Here is an 18,675-nt window from a genome sequence, read left to right as displayed (position 1 = left end):
GTGCCTTTCATGGCGCCTACAACGCGGATACGGCGGCCGCCGCGCCATTTGCCGCTGTCGGCGACATGGGCTTACATGGTGCGGTGTTGACGTTCGCGGTGCTGGGTCCGTTCGAGGTCCGTGCGGGAGATCAGCCGGTGCACGTCGGGGGTCGACTGCCCCGCAGGCTGCTGGCGATCCTGATCGCCGCGGAAGGGCGGCCGGTCTCGGATGACAGCCTGGCCGAAGGACTGTGGGGTGAAAGCCGGCCACGCGATCCCGCTAGCGCCCTGCAGGTGTACGTCTCCCGGCTGCGCCGGGTGTTGCCGGGCACGGCGTTGCGGCGCTCCCCCGGTGGCTATCGGCTCCTTGCCGAGGACACCGACGTCGAACGGTTTCGCGGTCACCTCCTCCGCGCCCGTGCGTTGGTGGCCGGCGACCGCCACGCAGATGCGCACGAGGCCTTCGAAGCGGCGCTGCGGTTGTGGCGCGGGACACCGTACGAGGATCTGGCCGACGACGCGTCGACGGCCGCGATCCGTGCCGCACTGGCGGAACAGCGCGCCGGCGCCGAGGAGGAGTGCGCCGCGGCGCTGATGGCCACCGGCGACCACGCCGGTGCGGTGGCCAAGCTCGAGCGGCTTGTGCACGCCGAGCCGTACCGCGAACGCCGTTGGCAGTTGCTCGCGCTGGCGCTCTACCGCTCGGGGCGCCAGGCTGACGCCCTGAACGCGGTGCGCCGGGTCCGGGCCCTGCTGGCCGAGGAACTGGGTGTCGACCCCGGACCGGAGTTGCGGCGGATTGAAGGCCGCATCCTGGCGCAGGACCCGGCCCTGGCGGCCACCGGTGTCGCGGCCGCGACGCCCGGTGATCGGCCGCTGTCGTCGTTCATCGGCCGCGACGCCGATCTTGCCCTGCTGGACCGTCTCGTCAGCAGGCATCGGCTCGTCACCGTCGTCGGGCCCGCCGGGGCGGGCAAGACCCGCCTGGCCGTGGAATGGGCCGGGCGGGACGCCGTCGTCCGGCTCGCCGATGTGGCCGACCCCGCCCACCTGGTCTCGGCGGTCGCCGCGGCAGTCGACGCCACCGGGTTCGCCGGGGACCCGTACGAGGCGCTCGTCAAGCGGCTGCGTCTGCACGGGGAGCCCTTGGTGCTCGATAACTGCGAGCACCTGGCCGGTGAGGCGGCCCGGCTCGTCGTCGACCTGCTCGACCGGGTTCCCGCGTTGCGGGTGGTGGCCACCAGCCGCGGCCCGCTCGGCGTCGACGGCGAGCACAGTCTGCCGCTCGGGCCGCTGGCCGCTGACGACGCCGTGGCGCTGCTGACCGATCGCATCCGCGCGGGCCGGCCCGGCTGGGTCGAGCAGGACGCCGACCGCCGGGATCTGCACCGCCTCGCCGACGCGCTGGACCACCTGCCGCTGGCCCTGGAACTGGCGGCGGCGCGGGTGCGGACCTTCGGCGTACGGGGGCTGATCGAGCAACTGGACGACCGGTTCACGGTACTGGGCCGGATCCCGCACGGCACGATGACCTCGCACGCGACCTTGCAGGAGGCCCTCGCGTGGAGCTTCGATCTTCTCTCCGGCGACGAGCGCGACCTCGCGGTGCGGCTCTGGCCGTACGAAGGCGGCTTTCCCTTGGAGGCCGCGGCCTCCGCCACCGCCGGGCTCGACTCGCTCGTCTCGCTGGTCGACCAGTCCGTGGTCACCGCCGAGACCGGCGGCAGCACGGCGCGCTACCGCATGCTGGAGACGATCCGGGCGTACTGCCGGTCCGTGGACCCGGATCCGGCGGGGACCCGGGCCGCCCATGCCGTCTGGGTCCGCGCGCTGGTCGCCCGGGCCGCGGGCGATCTGCAGGGCGAGCGGTCCGCGACAACGATGGCGGCGCTGCGTCGGGAGTTGCCGAACCTGCGCGCGGGGCTCGCGTACGACCTGACGCATGCCCCGGTCGAGGCGTTGCGTACGGCCGCGCGGCTCATGTGGTTCTGGATCCGCAGCGGCCTGCTCGACGAGGGCAACCGGACGCTGGCCGCGGCCCTGGCCGCCGCGCCGGACGCCCCGCTCGGCGACGTCGTGCGGGCCAAGGCCTCGTCGGCCGGCCTGTACTACTTCACCGGCGACGTCACCACGGCGCGACGCCTGCTGTCCGAGGCGTTCCTGGCGGTGGGCTCGGAACCGGGGCATCGCAGTTTGCTCGCCGAGGTCCGCTACTACCAGGCTCTGGTCCAGCTGCCGGGAGGCGACCCGGCGATCGCGCTGACCGCGTCGGCCGAGGCGCACGCCATCGCCACCGAGACGCGGACCACCTGGCTGATCGCGGCGACCGCGATGGCGTGGGGCGCCGCCCTCGTCATGGCCGGCCGGATCGCCGACGGCCGACGCCGGCTGCGGGCCGCCGTGCGGCTCGCCGACGCCTCCGGGCTGGTCTGGACGGCCGCGCTCAGCGAACTGATGCTGGCCCAGACCCTGGTCGACGCGAGGGACGGCGAAGCGCTGCCGCTGCTGCGCACCTCGCTGCGGCGCTTCCTCACCGAAGGCGACCTGAGCAACCAGCTGGCCGTGCTGCACAACGGGGCCCTGGCCCTGGACGCGGCCGGCGATCCGGCAGGCGCCGCACTGCTCCGCGATGTCGTCCATTTCCACCAGGCGCGCAGCGGCATCCGGCCGGCCGGCACCTACCTCCAGTCGGTCATGCCGCACGGCTGGTACGAAGGCGCCCCTCCCGCACAGCCGCCGACACTCGACGACGCCGTCGCCGTCCTGACCGCTCCGGCGCGCGCTGTCTGAGGGTTGCAACCCGGGTGTATGGGCGCCTGACCACGATCGCGGGGCGGGCCGGTCCACGGCCCGTGCACCGTCGACACCCGTATCAGCTAAGGAGCGCCTCGATGCGCATCGGCATCGGACTACCCAACCAGGTCCGCGACGTCCACGCCCCGGTGATTCCCGACTGGGCCCGCCGAGCGGAGGAAGCGGGCTTCGCCACCCTGGGAACCGCCGGCAGGATCGCCTATCCGGGCGTGATGGACACCGTCGCCTTGGCCGCGGCCGCCGGTGCCACCACCACGATCGGGTTGCTCAGCCAGGTGCTGCTGGCTACCACGTGGCCGGGCACGCTGCTGGCTAAGGAGGCGGCGTCGATCGACGGGGTCTCCGGCGGCCGGCTCACCCTCGGCATCGGGGTGGGCATCCGGGAGGACGACTTCGTCGTGCCCGGGCACGGGCCCCGGGACCGCGGCGCCCGGATGGACCGCGATCTGGCGACCTACCGGTCGATGTGGGCCGGCGAACCCGTTCCGGGGAGCCCTAACCCGGCGGTTCCGGCCGGAGGACGGCAGGTGCCGCTGCTATTCGGCGCAATGACCCCGGCCGCCTACCGCCGGATGGCCGAGTCGTCGGACGGTTACATTGCCGGATCGGTGCCGGCGGCCCTGGCGTCCGGCGCTTTCGACGCTGCCCGTGCCGCGTGGCAGGCGGCCGGGCGGCAGGGACAGCCCCGGCTGGTCGCCCACAACTACTTCGCGCTAGGCGATCCCGGCCGCAGTCGGGCCAACATCGCCGATTACTACGCCGCTACCGCCGAATTCCAGGACATCGTCCTCGACAACGTGCACACCGACGCAAAATCACTGCGCGACGCCGTCAAGCGATTCGAGGACCTGGGCACCGACGAACTGATCCTGGGCCCTGGAACCGACGACCTCGACGAGATCACCCGCCTGGCCGACATAGTCCTCTGATTCGATCACGCCTGCCATCGCCTCAAGCGCCCACGCTCTGGGGGAAACTCAGACCGGCGACCGCGATGTTCGCGGCGAGGCTCGCGACGCTGCCCAGGATCAGCGGCGTCCGCGTCAGCAGGCCCGCCGCGCCGACTGTGGTGGGCGCCGGCCAGCAGCGACGTGATCCACAACTTCAACGACGACGGCTTCGACTCGCTCTGTCCCGAGTACCGGGGCGGACGCCCGAAGACGTGCACGCTGCCAACTGTGCGTACGCCCCCGCGGGGTGATGGTGTCCGCGCACTGATAAGGAGATGTACCAGCCGCGCTCGGCGAACCGGTACGGCGCGGGATCTCGTCGCTCCGGGTGCGCCGCTGCGCGCTCGGGCGCGAAGCGTCAACGGGTACGGAGGACGACGTCGGTGACGGCGCCGTCGCGGGAGAAGAAGTGGTCCCGCTTCCAGATCACCATGACTACCGCCAGGAGGGCGAACACGTAATTCTCCCAGGGTTGCCCCTCGGGGTAGGCGGGGATGTTGGCCTGGAAGTGGAACAGGGCGGGGATGAGGATGCTACCGCGGGAGACGTTGAACAGGGGCGTCATGATGATCGACAGGGCTAACGCACCGAGCATGAACGGGCCGAAGGACCATGCGCTCTGCGGGGTGCCGCTGAGCAGGAACGCCGGCAGATGCCACAGCCCCCAGAAGAATCCGAGGACGAGGCTGGTCACCAAGGGGGTGAACCGGCGTTGCAGCATCGGCTGGGCGTAACCGCGCCAGCCGAGTTCTTCGATCGGTCCGAGCAGAAGCGCCGGGATCAGCGCGGGCAGGACCAGGTACCACGGGGAGAAGGGGAACTCGCCCGCCGTCCCATTCAGCAGCGCGCTCACATACTTGCCAGCGGGCATCGCGAGCAGCAGGAACAACCACCATCCGGCAGGCATCCGCCACAGGGTCAAACGGCGCAGATGGTCCCGGATATCGCGCATGCCGCCCTCCCGCCAGATGACGTAGAGGGCCGCGAACTCAGGCGAGTACACGGCCAGGACGAACACCGGGTGCGTGCCGGACGGAGGGCCCAAGACCGGCTCCATGAGACCGCCGAATGCGATCAGGGACGCCAGAGCTCCCCAGCCGAATAAGAAGGTCAGAGCGAAGAACACGACGAGTGGTCGACGAAGGCGGCTCTGGGGGGATGTCCTCTTGGTTGTCATGGCGTCATCATCGGTCTCCCTGCCGCACGTGGGGATCCGGATCTCCCCGGAGTAGCACCCTGAACCCGCTGCCGCGCCTTCAGGGTGGGTGCCCTTACCGCCGGGTGCGGAGCAGCCCGGAACGGACCCGACATCCAATCCGCTACCAGGGGATTTCGGCGCCTTTCCATTGTGTGAAGGTTCCAGAGGGCGCGTCTCCGTCGAGGAGCGCGACTCGGACGATCTCTCGCGCGGCGTCTTCTACGGTGTCGGTGCCTTGAAAGTTGACGAGCGCGGTGTTCGCGAAGCCCGGTGATACCAGGTTGACCTTGATGTCGGTGTTCTCCTGTTCCACCATCATCGCGAGCGTGATCGCGTTGAGCGCAGTCTTCGACGCGGAATAGACCGGCTCGAACCCGCCGTGGAAAGGGAAATTCGGATCTGCCATCGTCGTCAGCGACCCCATTGCGCTGGTGACGTTGACCACGCGCGCATCCTCGGAGCCACGCAGCAACGGCAGCATGGCCTGGTAGACGGCCAGCGGTCCGAAGGCGTTGACGTCCCAGACGGCGCGGACCTCGTCGAGCGGCACGACACTCGGCGCGGAGGACGCCAGCAGCTCCGCCATGTCGCGGATCTCGGTGCGAGTGGTGGAGATCGCAGCATTGTTGACGAGCACGTCGAGCCTGCCCGCGGTGTTGTGGATGACCGCTGCCGCTGACGCGATCGATGCCGTGTCGGTCACGTCCAGCTGTATGGCGGTGGCTCCTGAGCCGATCTCGTGAGCGGCGGTCTCACCCCGGGAGAGGTCGCGGGAGCCGACGAACACGCGGAGCCCGGCCGTGGCCAGCTCCTGCGCGACGCGCTTGCCCATCCCCTGGTTCGCTCCGGTGACCAGTGCAATACGTCCCTCGGACATATGCTTCTCCGTACGTTGTCGGTGGCTCGAGAGGGCCGAGTGTGTGGACCGCCCGGGCCCTGGCCTCGGCCGCCGGGCTGGTGCCGGCCCCGCTCGGCGCCTTTCGATCCACCCTGCGCCACGGCCACGGGCTGCGGGGAGACTCGCTCGGGGATGGTCCTCTCAAGACCACCCCGCGATCGGGGAGGGAGAATAGGCACTATGCCGACGAAGCCGAGACAAGAGTTCGGACGCTACCTACGCGCGCGCCGGGCGAGCGTGGCGCCCCACGCGCAAGCAAGCGAAGCCCGTCGTTCCCGCCGACAGGTGCGCGGGCTGCGCCGCCAGGAACTGGCAGCGGTCGCGGAGATCTCCGTCGAGTACCTGATCCGCCTCGAACAGGGCCGGGTCGCGCATCCTTCGCGAGGAGTGCTGACCTCCCTCGCCCGCGCGCTCGAGCTGCTACCGGGCCAGCGGGATCATCTCTTCCGTCTCGCAGGCGAGCTGCCGCCCGAGCCGACGAGCCCGAGCGAGCAGGTCAGGCCGGGCCTGTCTCATCTGCTCGAAGGCCTCACGACTCCGGCGACCGTTCACGATGGCCGGCTGGATGTCTTGGCTCGCAACAGCGCCGCAACCGAACTTCTCGGACAACCACACGGCACAGGCCCCTACGACCGCAATATCGTCTACCAGGGCTTTGCTCCATCGGCTCGGCGCGTCCTCGGGGAAGAGGGAGCCGCTAGGTACGGACGATGGGCGACAGCGGAGCTGCGGACCGCCATCGCGCGCTACCCGCACGATGCCCGACTCCAGGGCTTGGTCAAGGAGCTGACCGCCACCAGTGCGGATTTCCGCCGCCATTGGGGACGCGGCGAAGTCGCGTGCGAACGATCCGGGATCAAGAGACTGCTCCACCCGGCGAAGGGCTGGCACACGTTCCACAGTGAGATGCTGCACGATGCGCAGCAGGATCACTGGGTCGTCATCTACACCCCCGCCACGTAGCCCGCGCCGAATCCCGCCGAGGGCCGCACATAGGCAAGGCACCTCGACAATCGCCTTCGCGAGAGAAGGCCCGACCCGGGCAGGGCCCGATAGCCGGCACCGAACGCTGCCGGCGGCACCGCCGCCTCCTGGGAGCGACCGGCGCCGAACCCCGCGCCCATTCCAGAGTTGCCGCCGGCCGACGCCTACTCCTGCTGGGCAGCCTGCTCAGCGGCACGGCTGAGCCACCTCGACTCCCCTTGGAAGGCGTCCAGTCGCCCGCGGGAGCCCCGCCCGAACGCCTTCTGGTAGTCCTGTGCCAATCGGCGGTACAGCTGCGCCGCGCCGTGGGCGTCTCCGGCCTGCCCCGTCATCTCCGCGTGCTCCATCCGGGCCTTCAGCGTCTCCGGGTGCGTCGGCCCGAGGCGCCGCGCGAGCTCGCGCGCGTCGTTCTCGATCCTGCGCGCGAAATCGTCAGACGCACCGACAGGCGCGTCGTAGGAAGCGGGGAGTCCGCCACTTTCCCTGCTCGGCACCGCGCCGGGAGCGCTATGGGCGGCCGCCCTGGCGCGCTCGGCCACCACTCGGGCGTCCCCCGGCCGATCATCGGGGGCCTTCTGCAATAGGTCCAGGGCGAGGCGGCTCAGCGGCGGCGAGATTCCCGGCGCCAGCCGTTCGGGCGGCACGACGGTCTCCGACCGGTGGGCACGTTGGAGGTAGACCAGCGGCGCCTGATGGGAGCCGAAGGGCGGCTTCCCGGTGAGCATCTCATAGAGGACGCACCCCACGGCGTAGAGGTCGGTCCGGGCGTCGCCCCGTTCGCCGCGCCAGCGCTCCGGCGCCGCGTAGCAGGCGGTGAGGTGGACACCCGGTGTTGTTGTGGGGCGCCCCAAAAAGCCCGCTATTCCGAAATCCACCAGCTTCGCGTCGCCCTCGTCGGTGATCATGATGTTCGCCGGTTTGACGTCGCGGTGGACGATTCGCCGCTGGTGCGCCGCCGCGAGGCCGCGGCAGATCTGCTCGATCCACCGCAGCAGCGAGGCGTTGGGCGGCCGCGCCTGCTCGCGGAGTTGGTCGCGCAGAGAGCCGCCGCGCACGTATTCCATAATCAGCCACAGATTCGCACCGGTGAGGATGAAGTCGTGTATCGCCACCACGTAGGGGCTGTTGACGTGCGCCAGGGCGGTGATCTCACGGCGGAGCGCCTGCACCTCGTCGTGAGCCGCGTCGGCCGGGCAGTCCTTTACGGCGACGTCGCGGTCGAGCTTGTGGTCGCGTGCGCGCCATACGCGGCCGTGCCCACCGCGGCCCACGACTTCGGTGAGTTCGAACCTGTCGTCCAGCCACGTGGTGGCGGTCATCGCGCCCCCGCCCCTCCGCCGAGGACGCGGACGGCTACACGGCTCCGGTCCTCAGCGCGTGTGCTTCTCCGCATGTTCGACGGCCTCCTCGACAACGGGTGCAGGATCGGCCGCGGTGTGCCGTGCGGTCTCGCCCCGCCCCGGAGACTCGTGGCCGTCCACACGGGTCCAACCGGGGGAGAGCATGATGGTCGGGGGCGCTGCTGATGCGGAGCGCGTCTCGATCTCGTCCAGGACCGCGACCAGAGACGGCAAGCCCTGGGTCTCTGCCCGCGCCCACAGCATTCGGCATTCCTCGTGTTCGCGCACCACCGCTTCAAGCCGCTCCTGAGCCTCGCGGGTGCGGCTCGCGCGGTAGTAGTCGTTCTCGGCTTCGATGGGCGGGACACGCTTGCGCAGCCGCCCCAGCGCCAAGCGCGCGGCGCCGACAGTGAGCAACGCGGCCAGGACGGCGGAGATCACGTACCCCGAGCCGACGAACAGCGGCATGCCGAGGGTCACCGCCGCGAACAGTACGAGGCAGCCGAGAACCACGGCGACATTCAACGTGCGGCGCATCCGCCGCACATTGAGAAGATGGTCGCCAAGCTCGGCCGCCAGCTTCTTTCCGGAGACCGGGGAGGCGGGGTCGGTGGGCAGGGCGTGCTGCCAGTGGCCGACATGCACGACGACGTCCGCGGGCCGCCGTTGGCGGGAACGCATCGAGACGGTCTCGCCCGCGGCCGTGATCCAGTCGCGCGCGCAGCTCACGGCCAGGCGCTTGGCCTCCGCGCCCAACTGCGTGTGCTCGGCCGCGCTGGGGAACGCCGCGTGCATCAAGAGCGTGGGTAGGTCCATCGTGGTATTGGCGGCCGGGCTGCGGTCGCCTTCGGCGGCCCGCACCACGTCGCCCCCGTACTCGATGATCCTTTTCTGCACGTCGATTTCGCGTTGGAGGGCCGCCTCGTCGTCGGACTGCTGGTTGACCAGGTGGTCGAGCGCGCTGTGCACGATGCCGTCGCCGTAGGCACCGGTCACGATGCCGTTCGCAGTGCCCAGTAGCTCCTCGCGCAGCCGGTCGGCCACGTAGAGGCAGGAACGGGATTGGCGGTAGGCCTCGGCCACCTTCGGCCAGTCGGAGGCGCATTCGGCGAGAGTCGGCGTCGCGTCGTCCAGATGCGGAGTCTCATCGGCGAACAGCTCGATCAGCTTGGCGACCTGGACGCGGTTGGTTTCGTCGGTGAACATTTCGCGGCGCCAGCGGCTCAGCGCCTCCTCGGCGTGCGTACGGCAGCTACGCCCCAGCGCGCCGCTCGCAACGGCGTCGAGCAGCACCAGGAAGTCGCGGTCGAGCGCCTCCGGGTCGACGGTCTGCAGGTATCCCTCCAGCCAGAAAGCCGCCCCCTTTTCGTCGTCGGCCCGTGTAAGCGCCAGAGCCATGAACAGCCGCGTCCGCCCTTCGTCCAGAGGCAGGGCCGTACGGCTGGCGAGTTCGTAGCGCTCGTGGTCCTTCAGGTAGGTCGAGGCGAACATCAGGGCCGCCGGCGCGAGCCAGTACCCGGGCGTAGCCAGCGCGACCTGGGTGGTGTACTCCCGCAGGGAGTCGCGATCGATGAACCCGGACTGGACGGCGTCCATGGCGATCTCGTTGATGACGCTCTCGGCCAGTCGGCGGGCTCGTGCCCTGTCGCCGAAGCGGCGCTCCATCTGCTGGGTGAGCTCCCCGATGCGGTGGTGGGCGAGCTGGACGGTGCGTTCGCGGTCGAACTCCGCGCTGAGGCGCTGGAGCGCCTCCAGCGTCTTCTTCGCCGTGGCGGCGGTGGTGCCGAGATCGCGTTCGAGCCGGGCCAGGCGCAGGGACACGTCCGCGCGCAGAGAGTTGATCTCGGAGGCGATGCGGCCGGTGTCAGGGACGGAGGAATTGGTCATGAGGCCTCCTCTTCCGCGGACCGCTCATCGAGGCGGCGCCCTGAGGGATGTGCGAAGGTGCCGACCCTGGTAAGCCGGATCCTATTCCAACTCTGAGACCCGCCGCTCCCGGAATGGGGTGGCATGGAACCCGCATTCGCTGTGCGACTGTCCGTCCGTTTCCGCGTTTTCGTCGGTCGCTCGAACTTCTCATTCCGAATGAGACAGGTGTCGGGCGTTGTTGCTGCTCGGATCGCTGTAGGAGCCGTCGGCCGGAATCGCGAGGGTTCGGCGCCGACCTCGACCTCCTGCGGGAAGAGCCGGCCCTGTTCTCTTCCGCCTCGGGCGCGACAAAGCGCTCGCCAAGCGCGTCGCTTCGACAGCAGCGCCCTCAAACGAAAAGGACAGGATGTAATCATGCTTATGTCCGGCGCCGGAGTAAGGGCTGGACTGCCCGGGCCCCGCGTGGGCGCGGAGCAACCGAATGAGCGGCGCGTTTACGGGACAGCCTGTTCACTCCAGCCGAATCGGACGAACCGCACGCCACACCTCCTCATGGGCGCGGCCTTGGTCGATGTCGCGGGCGACGGCGGATCCGGGGCGCTCCGGGGGGAAGGGCCGGGGCGCCCCGGCGGCGCTTACTCCGCCCGCAGGTTGTCCGGGCGGACGAGCCGGGTCAGGACCGGCAGGCTGAGCAGGACGATGCCGAGGACGACCGCGGCCGCCACGGCGACGATGGCGGCGATCGCGGCCGGGTCGAACTCCACGGGGTAGTCGAGTACGCGCAGCAGTAGCCCGGCGAGGGTGGCGCCGACCGCGACGGCGACGAGCAGACCCGTGGCGAGCGGTATCGCCGCCTGGTAGAGCACCGACACCGCAAGCGTCCGCTTTCGCACCCCCGAGGCGGCGAGCACCGCCAGGGGCCGCCTGCTCTCGCGCAGCTGCTCGACCGTGGAGATCAGCAGCCCCAGCCCGATGACGGCCAGGGACGCCGAGACCACCGCGGTCAGCACGCCCCTGATCGGGTCGATGACCTCGGCGCCGCCCGGCATCCGGTTGACCTTGGTGTGGGCCAGTGGGCTGATTCCGCGGAGCGCGGTGCGAACCTCGTCCAGGGACTCCTGTGTGGCGGGCTTGAGGCCGAAGGCCAGGTGGACGGCGGTCGGCGGAAGGCCCGCGCCGCTGACGGCCCCCGGCGTGGCCAGCACCCCGCCGCCCGAACCGGCCGGCGCGCTCGCTCCGGCCCCCTCGGCGGCGTCGTCGGGCTCCGGTGGCGGGACCGTGCGGGTGGCGGCGGGCAGCGTCCACGAGACCTCGGCGCCGAGGCCGGAGATCCGCAGCCGGTCGCCGGCCGCCGCGCGGGCACTGCCGTCTACGACGAAGACGTCCCCGTCGGAGCACGCACCGATGCGGGCGTGCTCGCGCAGCGCCGCGCAATCGCCGACCCGCACCGGCACCTGCCCGGCCGGGGCCGTCGCGGTGAGGTACTCGGTGACCGCACGCACGTCGCGGACCTGCGGCAGCGCTCCCAGTTGAGCGGCGGCTTCGGCAGCGGCCGCGGGCGACCGGTCCGGGATCTTCGCCGAGTAGAGGGGCTCGCCCGGGGTCATCGGGCGGGGGTCGGCGAGGTCCTGCTCCACCCCGGCGAACACGGTCTGCAGCGCGATGACGCCCGCGACGGCCACCACCACACCGGCCACGATGCGCGTTTCCGCGACTCCGTCCGCGCGCAGTCGGCGCATGGCCAGCAGCCGCGCCACACCGCCGCGGCGCGCCCGGGACACCATCATCTGGAACAGCCAGGGGGTCACCGCGGCGGCGCCCAGCAGGAACAGCACCATTCCGGAGACGGTCAGCACCTGGATGGAGCCCGAGCCGAACCCCTCGCTCCCGGTCGCGGCGGGGGCCAGCAGCGCGGCGCCGACCGCGAGCGGCGCGGCACGCCACCACAGCCTGCGGCGCGGCCGGGATGCGCGACGCGTCACCCCGAGCGGCTCGGCGGCCGCCCGCGCGGTGGAGACGAGGGTGACGGCGACCGCGAGCCCGACCACCCCGACCGACACCACGGCCGCGAGAAGGGGGTGGGGCACGATGTCGGCGGCGAACACGTCGATGCCGCCCGGCCGCAGCGGCGGCACGGCCTGGCGCAACGGCACGAAGAGCCCGACGCCGACGGCGAGCCCGGCCAGGGCGCCGACGAGGGTCTCGCCGCACGCGGTGCGTGCGGCGGCCCACCGGTCCGCGCCGATCAGCCGCAGCGCCGCGAGCCTGCGGTCGCGCTGGTCGGCGCCGAAGCGCAGCGCTGCCGCCACGAACACGCCCAGCGGGAGCAGGGCGACGACCGTGCCCAGCACCAGCAGCAGCAGGATGGCCGGGTCGGCCGCGGAGTCGGCGCGCGGCCTGGAGAAGTCGTCTATTCGCGTGACCAGCGCCGCCCTCATGTCCGTGGAGAGCACACCGTCGTCGGCGCCGGCGTAGTAGGCGAACTCGTGCGGGCCGAGCAGCCCCGCGTCGCCGATGGTGCCGACGACGCGGTAGTCGAGCCGCTCCCGCAGGAGCCGGTGTTCAGGCGAATCCAGCAGCCGTGCCAGGGCGGGCGAGACCACCATCTCGCCGGGGCCGGGGAGTTCGGCGACGCCGGGCGGCCGGGGCGGGCGCGGGCCCTCGGGCTCGACGATCTGGCCGTAGACCCGGTGGTCGGCGTATTCCGTGGTCGCATAGGCGATGAGCAGCGTCTCGGCCGAGGGCTCGGTGATCCGTGGCGCCGCCATGTCGTAGGAGCGCGCCTCGTCGCGCTGCTTGCGCGCGTCCAGGAGGGTCGGTACGGATGCCGCGGCGAGCAGCAGGGCCACCGCCGCCCCGACGGCCACGGCGATCAGCCCGAGCCGCGCCCAGGAGTCGCGGCCGCCCGACACCGACATCCGCGCGCCGAGGGCGGCCTCGCGGAACCAGCGCAGCGGCGCCGCCTGGCGGCGCGCCCCCCGCCCGGTCATCCGGCGGCGCCCGGAACGAGATCGCGAGTGCGGCCGTCGCGGACGCCGACTTCGCGATCGGCGTAGGCGGCGACTCGGGCCTCGTGGGTGACGAGCACGACCGCGGTGCCGCTGCCGCGTGCGGCGTCGGCAAGCAGCCGCATCACCTTCTCCTCGTTGAGGGAGTCGAGCGCGCCCGTGGGCTCATCGGCGAACAGCACAGCGGGTTCGATGATGAGCGCCCTGGCCAGGCTGACACGCTGCCCCTCACCGCCGGAGACCTCGCCGGGGCGCTGCGTGGCGGTGTGATCGACGCCCAGGCGCGCCAGCCAATCCGCTGCGCGGCGGTGGGCCTTCTTGCGGGAGACGCCGTTGAGGCGCAGCGGCAGGGCTGTGTTCTCCAGGCAGCTCAGCTCGGGGACGAGCCCGCCGGTCTGGAACAGGAAGCCGAAATCGCCGCGGCGCAAGGCGCTGCGCTCGCTCTCCGACATCGCACCCAGGTCGCGGCCCCGGTAGCGGACCGTTCCGCTGTCGGGGCGGATGATTCCGCCCAGGCAGTGCAGCAGGGTGGTCTTGCCGGAACCGGAGGAGCCCATGATCGCCACGATCTCGCCGGGAGCGACGTCGAAGGAAGCGCTGTGCAGGGCTGTTGTGGGGCCGTAGGACTTGGCCAGGTCCTGTGCGGTCAGGAGGGCTCGGCCGGGGCTCTCGGAGGGGGCGGTGCGGCTCATGCGCGGACCTCCCGGGCGAGTTCGTCCAGGCGGGCGGCGGTCAGTTCCAGCCAGCGCAGGTCGGCCTCCAGGTGGAAGAGGGCGTGGTCGCAGATCAGGATCTCGGCCAGGTCTCCGCCGGCCTTGCGCCGGGTGAGGTCGCGCATGGCTTCGAGGTGGGCTCCGCGCTGCGCGTCCAGCAGGTCGACGGCGGGACGGCCGGCCAGCAGGGCGAGGACCACCTTGGCGTAGAGCGTGCTCTGCAGGTACTGCTGGGGCGCTTCGGGTGTGGCCAGCCAGGCGTCGAGATCGGTGACGCCTGCGTCGGTGATGGCGTAGCGCTTGCGCTCGGGCCCGGCCCCGGACTCGGTGGCGGCGACCTCGACCAGCCCTTTCTTCAGCAGACGCGCGAGCGCCGCGTAGACCTGCCCGTAGTGCATCGGCCGGTCGATCCCGAAGCGCTCGTCGTAGGCGCGCTTGATGTCGTAGCCGTGAGCGGGGCCGTTCTCCAGCAGCCCGAGCACGGTGTGTGCGAAAGACATGGCGGCACTATACACCCCGTCTATACATCGCGTGTATAGAAAGGTGCCGAATGTGGAGCGGATCCCTCCCCGCCTCGTCTCGCGGCTCGCCCCGCAGCGTGCAGGCGGACCGGCACCCGACTTGGCGGGCTGATCCCCATGCGCGGGACGCAGCGGTCCCGGGCGCCAGCTCGATCCCGGAAGGCCGGGACATGACAGCGATGATCCTCGTCGGGCACCGCCGCGAAGCCGGCCGCGGCCGCGCGGGTGACCCGCTCGTCCTCATGCGCGGCGCTGATCCCTATCGGTCGATGTGGTGGGATCCCGCGTAGAGCACGAGCGTGTCCGGGGCCGTGTCTCCGCGACCTGGCGTGAGGTCTTTCTCCTCCGGCGGCGGCCAGGGTTCGGCGGACGGCACGGCGGCCACCGATCAGGCTCGCCGGCCTGCCGCGCACCGGTCTCTTGTTCGGGCCGACGCCGTGGCGCGGGCCTTCGCCAACCTCCGCTCCCGTGCTGTGCACGCCAGGCGCAGGACCACCGAGCGAAGTGCCTCGACGGGACGACTCGACGGCACGAACATCTGCTGCTTCAGCCGTGCGGCCCGCTGGTGCTTCCTGATGAACGGGCGCAACCGCGATTCCCAGACGGCCAGGGCGGCGTCGAGATCGTCCGGGGACTCCAGCAGTGCCCGGCCGAGCTCGGCGCCACCGCGGAGGGTGGATGTGGCCCCCATCCCCGAGTAGAGGTTCGGACACCACGCCGCGTCGCCCAGCATGGCGACCCCTCCGCTGCTCCAACGGGGCATCTTCACCTGGTGCACCGAGTCGAACAGGAACTCCGGCGCCTCTTCCAGAGCGGCGAAGGCGTGCCGCACCGCGGCGTCGTCCATCCCGGAGAACACCGTGCGCAGGCGCTGGATCGCGGATCCGGTGAACTGCCCTCGGGTGTCTTCGGTGCGGTAGCTCAGCAGGACGGTGGGGGGCCGGTCGGGCGACCCGCGATTCGAAGTCAGCTCACCGCCGTACTCGACGGGCTCGCCTAGACCCGGCGAGCGGCGCTCGTTCCCCGATGCTTCAGCAGGCTGCGGCGGCGAGAGCCCTTCGAGCCGCGCGCGCGAAATAGCCACCGCGCGGACGGCGTTGTGGCCTGCACCATGGACGAAGCAGCCGAACCCGAGCGCCCCGGAACGGACCACCGCGCGGCAGCGGAGCGGATTCGCCAGGCCAGAGCCGAAGCGGAGGGACTGGCCGAATCCCTGATGCGCCAGTGGGACGGCGTCGTCGAGGCGGCCGCGTTGACGGGCAACGACGACGAGCACGATCCCGAGGGACCCACGATCGCCTACGAACGCCAGCAGCTCCAGGCCATGCGGGACCGCGTGCGCGGCGAGCTCACTGATCTCGACCGGGCCGCCCAGCGGCTGCGCGACGGCGTGTACTGGACGTGCGAGGGCTGCGGAGGTCCGATCGCCGCGGCGCGCCTCAGCGCGCGCCCCACCGCCCGAACGTGTATCGGCTGCGCGTCCCCGGGCACCGCGCAGACCCGCCACCGGAGGTGATCGGCAGCGCTCCCCGCACCGGCGTCCCCGCGTCCTCTGCTCGTCGGTCGTGGCGGAGCGGGCGCTGCGCGCCCCGCAACGACGGCAGGGCTCTCCCGGCGAACGGGAGCATCGCCCTGGCCACCGGCGCTGAGCACGGGCTGATCCGGGCACGGCACCACCTCCGGCGCGCGGGTGGCGCGGTGCCGGGCACCGAACCCGCCGGCGAGCGCGCACTCACCGAGTCCGCGGCCCGGACCCCGCCGTCTGGCGGCTCGACGCCACCCGGATCGGCGCGTTGTCGAATTCACCGCCGCGCGGAGCACGCGGCGGAGGCGTCGGCCTGAAGGCCGTCGGCTGACCGGGGGCGCGGCTTCACCAGCTGAGCGCGGCCTTCACAGGCAGGTGGTCGCTGCCGGTGGTCGACAGCACCCGCGCGCTCTCCGCCTCCACGCCGCGCACGAGGATGTGGTCGATCCGCGCCACCGGGAACGCCGCCGGCCAGCTGAAGCCGAACCCGGCCCCGGCCTCGTCGTGGGCCGAGTGCAGTCGCGCGGTGAGGCCGTCGAACGCGCGGTCGTCCATGGTGCCGTTGAGGTCGCCGAGCACGACCATCCGCTCGTTCTGCTCGGCGGCGACGGCCTTGGCGAGCGCCTCGGCGTTCCTGTCCCGCGAGTCCGTCCAGAATCCCCCCCTGGGCATAACCCGTACGGACCCCAGGTGCGCCACGTACACCGCCAGCGGCCCCCGGTCCGTGGTCACCGTGGCGCGCAGCGCCCGGGTGTAGCCCATCGTGACCTCGTCCGGCTTGGTCTCCGCCAGCGGCCCGGCGTCCATCTTGATGTCGACCGGCGCGGTGTCGGCGAGCGGCAGTTTGCTCCAGAGGCCGACCGTGCCCTGCACCGTGTGGTGGGGGTACGCCTCCGCCAGCTCCTTCTCGTACACCGGCTGCGCCTGTGCGGTGATCTCCTCCAGCGCCAGCAGGTCCGCCCCGGTGGCGGCCAGGTCGCGGGCGGTGCCGGCCGGGTCGGGGTTGGCGGCGCCGACGTTGTGGCTGACCACCGTGATGTCGCCGCCCGCGTGGGACTTGTCGGCGAGCAGCCCGCCGAAGAGGTTCAGCCAGACCAGCGCCGGCACCAGCAGCGCGGCCACCGCCGCGGCGGAGCGGCGCCACAGCGCCCCCGCCAGCAGCACCGGGATGAACAGGCCGAACCACGGCAGGAAGGTCTCCACGAGGCTGCCGAGGCCCGCGAGCCGATTGGGGATCTGCGCGTGCAGCAGCAGGAGCAGGCTCAGCAGCAGCGCCAGCGCCGCGAGCACCGGGCCGCGCTTCCAGGGCCCGGGCCGGGTAGCGGTGCGAAGTGCCCTGCGGAGGCGCCCGTGCCGGGTGTCCGAGCCGGTCCCGCCGCGATCGGCCTGTTCCTGTCGGGCCTCCGCCGTGTCCGGGCGCGTCTCCGTCTGTCCGCGTCGACTGTCGGTCACTGCTGCGTCCGTCCTCGGGTCGTCGGTGGTCGGCGCTCGGCCGCGTCCTTCGCGCCCATGGCGGAGTTCGCGTCGTCTCGCAAGCCACGGCGGCGCGGTGCGGCCGATGCGTCCGGGGATCTCGCTACGCCGACGATATGCGGAGGTTCGCAGCCTTCACGGCACGCCTGCGCCTACCGGGTGGCTGCGACGGCCGGTACGGGCGAAACGGCGCCGGTCACGGCTCGATGAGGCCCGTACCGGAAAGCCAGCGGGTGATATCCGGCTCCGCGTCGGCGACCTCCTCCCCGCGGAGGGCGAGTCCCTCGCCGATGACCGCCCGGCCGACGTAGAGGTCCGCGTAGTCGTCGAAGACCCGGCCCTCGCCGATCGCATAGGTCACGAACGGGTGCATCGTCTTGCCGGACAGGTCGAAACCGTCGAGGAACGTGTGCATGATCATCGGGGCGCGGCTGTTCCAGACCGGGCATCCCAGCAGGACCGTGTCGAAGCGGGCGGGATCGGGCAGGCTCCCCGTTATCAGCGGGCGGGCATCACGGTCCTGCTCCCGCTGGCTTCGCGCCACTGTGGTGTCGAAGTCGTGCGGGTAGGGCTCGGCCTCCTCGATGCGGAACACCTCCACATCGGACAGGGCGGCGACGGTGTCGGCCACCTGCTGGGTGTTGCCGACCGCGAGATCTCTGCGACGCCCGAACCAGTAGTTCTCCCCGGCACGGGAGAAGTAGGCGAGCAGGGTGGCTGAGGCCTCCGCCGGTTCCATGGACGGCTTCCTTTCGGGTGTGGTGCGCGAGGTTCCAGGCGCCGAAGAGGCCGCGGGACGGCTGGAGTAGGCGCTGGGAGCCGTCCTCGGCGGGCCCGATGCGCTCCCCGATCGCCGAAGGGTCGCGCCATGTTCCCCTCCCCGCGGCAGCCGGTTCAGGCGGCCGGGCCGGCCGGCCCTGGTCGGCCCGCCGGTGTCCCGTCCTAGATTGGCCCATATCCCCACGTCAGGCGGGTGCGCCTCGCCGACGCGGGCCCGATGGACCTCCGCGTGTTCTCGGTGCCGGGCCCCCGGGCGCCCCTGCGCCGGCGGGTTCCGCGTTCCTCGCCGCGGTGTGCGGGGCCGCTGCTGAGCGAGATCACGATCCCCGGCCGCGCGCTGCGCCCCGGCGTCCGCGTCTGCCCGGTCCAGCTCGACGAGCCCACGCGGCAGTCGATCGGAGACGTCGACCCCGACCTCGCCCGGCGGGTCCGCGAGCGGCTGTTCCGCGAGCTCGGGGACGAGGCCACGCTCGGTTCCGGCGCGCATTTCCCCGAGCGGTTCGAGCGCGTGCTGGCCGGGCAGGCACGGCGCTGGTTCACCTGAACCGGCCGCGGTCAACGCCCCGTGCGCCCGACCGGCGAGGGCGACGGCACGCCGGGTCGGGGGCTGCGGCGCCGCTC

At 71.9% G+C, this 18,675-nt stretch carries 15 protein-coding genes; 5 read left to right on the top strand and 10 right to left on the bottom strand.

Annotated elements, in window-relative coordinates; genetic code table 11:
- Positions 1-83 precede the first annotated feature (83 nt).
- The gene (locus ABEA15_RS00980) at positions 84-2,771 is read left to right on the top strand and encodes an AfsR/SARP family transcriptional regulator (RefSeq protein WP_345555033.1); all 2,688 of its coding nucleotides are present in this window, start codon (positions 84-86) and stop codon (positions 2,769-2,771) included.
- Between the two features lie 101 nt (positions 2,772-2,872).
- Positions 2,873-3,724: an LLM class flavin-dependent oxidoreductase gene (locus tag ABEA15_RS00975; protein ID WP_345555031.1), complete on the top strand. Its 852-nt coding sequence runs from the start codon at positions 2,873-2,875 to the stop codon at positions 3,722-3,724.
- Between the two features lie 379 nt (positions 3,725-4,103).
- Here the strand turns inward: ABEA15_RS00975 and ABEA15_RS00970 are convergent, their stop codons facing one another.
- Both ABEA15_RS00970 and ABEA15_RS00965 read right to left on the bottom strand, forming a co-directional pair.
- Positions 4,104-4,922 (bottom strand): CPBP family glutamic-type intramembrane protease, encoded by an 819-nt coding sequence (locus ABEA15_RS00970; RefSeq protein ID WP_345555029.1) that lies wholly within the window; start codon positions 4,920-4,922, stop codon positions 4,104-4,106.
- 142 nt (positions 4,923-5,064) lie between these two features.
- Entirely contained in the window at positions 5,065-5,820 is a 756-nt protein-coding gene (locus ABEA15_RS00965; RefSeq protein ID WP_345555028.1) for an SDR family NAD(P)-dependent oxidoreductase, read from the bottom strand.
- Positions 5,821-6,021: 201 nt separating this feature from the next.
- Here ABEA15_RS00965 and ABEA15_RS00960 point away from each other — a divergent pair, with 201 nt between their 5' ends.
- Positions 6,022-6,804, top strand: a complete 783-nt coding sequence (locus ABEA15_RS00960; RefSeq protein ID WP_345555027.1) for a helix-turn-helix domain-containing protein — start codon at positions 6,022-6,024, stop codon at positions 6,802-6,804.
- A 185-nt stretch (positions 6,805-6,989) separates the two neighbouring features.
- Here the strand turns inward: ABEA15_RS00960 and ABEA15_RS00955 are convergent, their stop codons facing one another.
- The 6 genes from ABEA15_RS00955 to ABEA15_RS00930 form a co-directional block, all read right to left on the bottom strand.
- On the bottom strand, positions 6,990-8,144 hold the full coding sequence (locus ABEA15_RS00955; protein WP_345555026.1) for a serine/threonine-protein kinase: 1,155 nt from the start codon (positions 8,142-8,144) through the stop codon (positions 6,990-6,992).
- A 51-nt stretch (positions 8,145-8,195) separates the two neighbouring features.
- A complete protein-coding gene (locus ABEA15_RS00950) occupies positions 8,196-10,052 on the bottom strand; it encodes a hypothetical protein (protein ID WP_345555025.1) in 1,857 nt (618 codons plus the stop codon).
- A 617-nt stretch (positions 10,053-10,669) separates the two neighbouring features.
- Positions 10,670-13,024, bottom strand: a complete 2,355-nt coding sequence (locus ABEA15_RS00945) for an FtsX-like permease family protein (protein ID WP_345555024.1) — start codon at positions 13,022-13,024, stop codon at positions 10,670-10,672.
- Positions 13,021-13,734, bottom strand: a complete 714-nt coding sequence (locus ABEA15_RS00940) for an ABC transporter ATP-binding protein (protein ID WP_345555023.1) — start codon at positions 13,732-13,734, stop codon at positions 13,021-13,023. Before ABEA15_RS00940 ends, ABEA15_RS00945 begins: the two co-directional genes overlap by 4 nt.
- Entirely contained in the window at positions 13,731-14,255 is a 525-nt protein-coding gene (locus ABEA15_RS00935) for a PadR family transcriptional regulator (protein WP_345555022.1), read from the bottom strand. The genes ABEA15_RS00940 and ABEA15_RS00935 overlap by 4 nt, the downstream gene beginning before the upstream one ends.
- A 409-nt stretch (positions 14,256-14,664) precedes the next feature.
- Positions 14,665-15,360 carry a Rossmann-fold NAD(P)-binding domain-containing protein gene (locus tag ABEA15_RS00930; RefSeq protein ID WP_345555021.1) on the bottom strand — a complete coding sequence of 232 codons (696 nt, stop codon included), beginning with the start codon at positions 15,358-15,360 and terminating at the stop codon, positions 14,665-14,667.
- A 27-nt stretch (positions 15,361-15,387) separates the two neighbouring features.
- Here ABEA15_RS00930 and ABEA15_RS00925 point away from each other — a divergent pair, with 27 nt between their 5' ends.
- Positions 15,388-15,792: a TraR/DksA family transcriptional regulator gene (locus ABEA15_RS00925; protein WP_345555020.1), complete on the top strand. Its 405-nt coding sequence runs from the start codon at positions 15,388-15,390 to the stop codon at positions 15,790-15,792.
- A gap of 354 nt (positions 15,793-16,146) precedes the next feature.
- Here ABEA15_RS00925 and ABEA15_RS00920 read toward each other — a convergent pair whose 3' ends face one another.
- Together ABEA15_RS00920 and ABEA15_RS00915 are read right to left on the bottom strand one after the other, a co-directional pair.
- Positions 16,147-17,091, bottom strand: coding sequence for an endonuclease/exonuclease/phosphatase family protein (locus ABEA15_RS00920; protein WP_345555019.1), 945 nt, complete (start codon positions 17,089-17,091; stop codon positions 16,147-16,149).
- Between the two features lie 379 nt (positions 17,092-17,470).
- Positions 17,471-18,013 carry a flavodoxin gene (locus ABEA15_RS00915; RefSeq protein WP_345555018.1) on the bottom strand — a complete coding sequence of 181 codons (543 nt, stop codon included), beginning with the start codon at positions 18,011-18,013 and terminating at the stop codon, positions 17,471-17,473.
- Positions 18,014-18,271: 258 nt separating this feature from the next.
- Between ABEA15_RS00915 and ABEA15_RS00910 the strand changes: the two genes are divergently transcribed.
- Entirely contained in the window at positions 18,272-18,598 is a 327-nt protein-coding gene (locus ABEA15_RS00910; RefSeq protein WP_345555017.1) for a hypothetical protein, read from the top strand.
- Positions 18,599-18,675: the final 77 nt, after the last annotated feature.

This window comes from Streptomonospora halophila (assembly GCF_039542725.1).
In the GTDB taxonomy this organism is placed as follows: domain Bacteria; phylum Actinomycetota; class Actinomycetes; order Streptosporangiales; family Streptosporangiaceae; genus Streptomonospora; species Streptomonospora halophila.
This window is presented reverse-complemented; position numbering and strand designations above follow the sequence as displayed.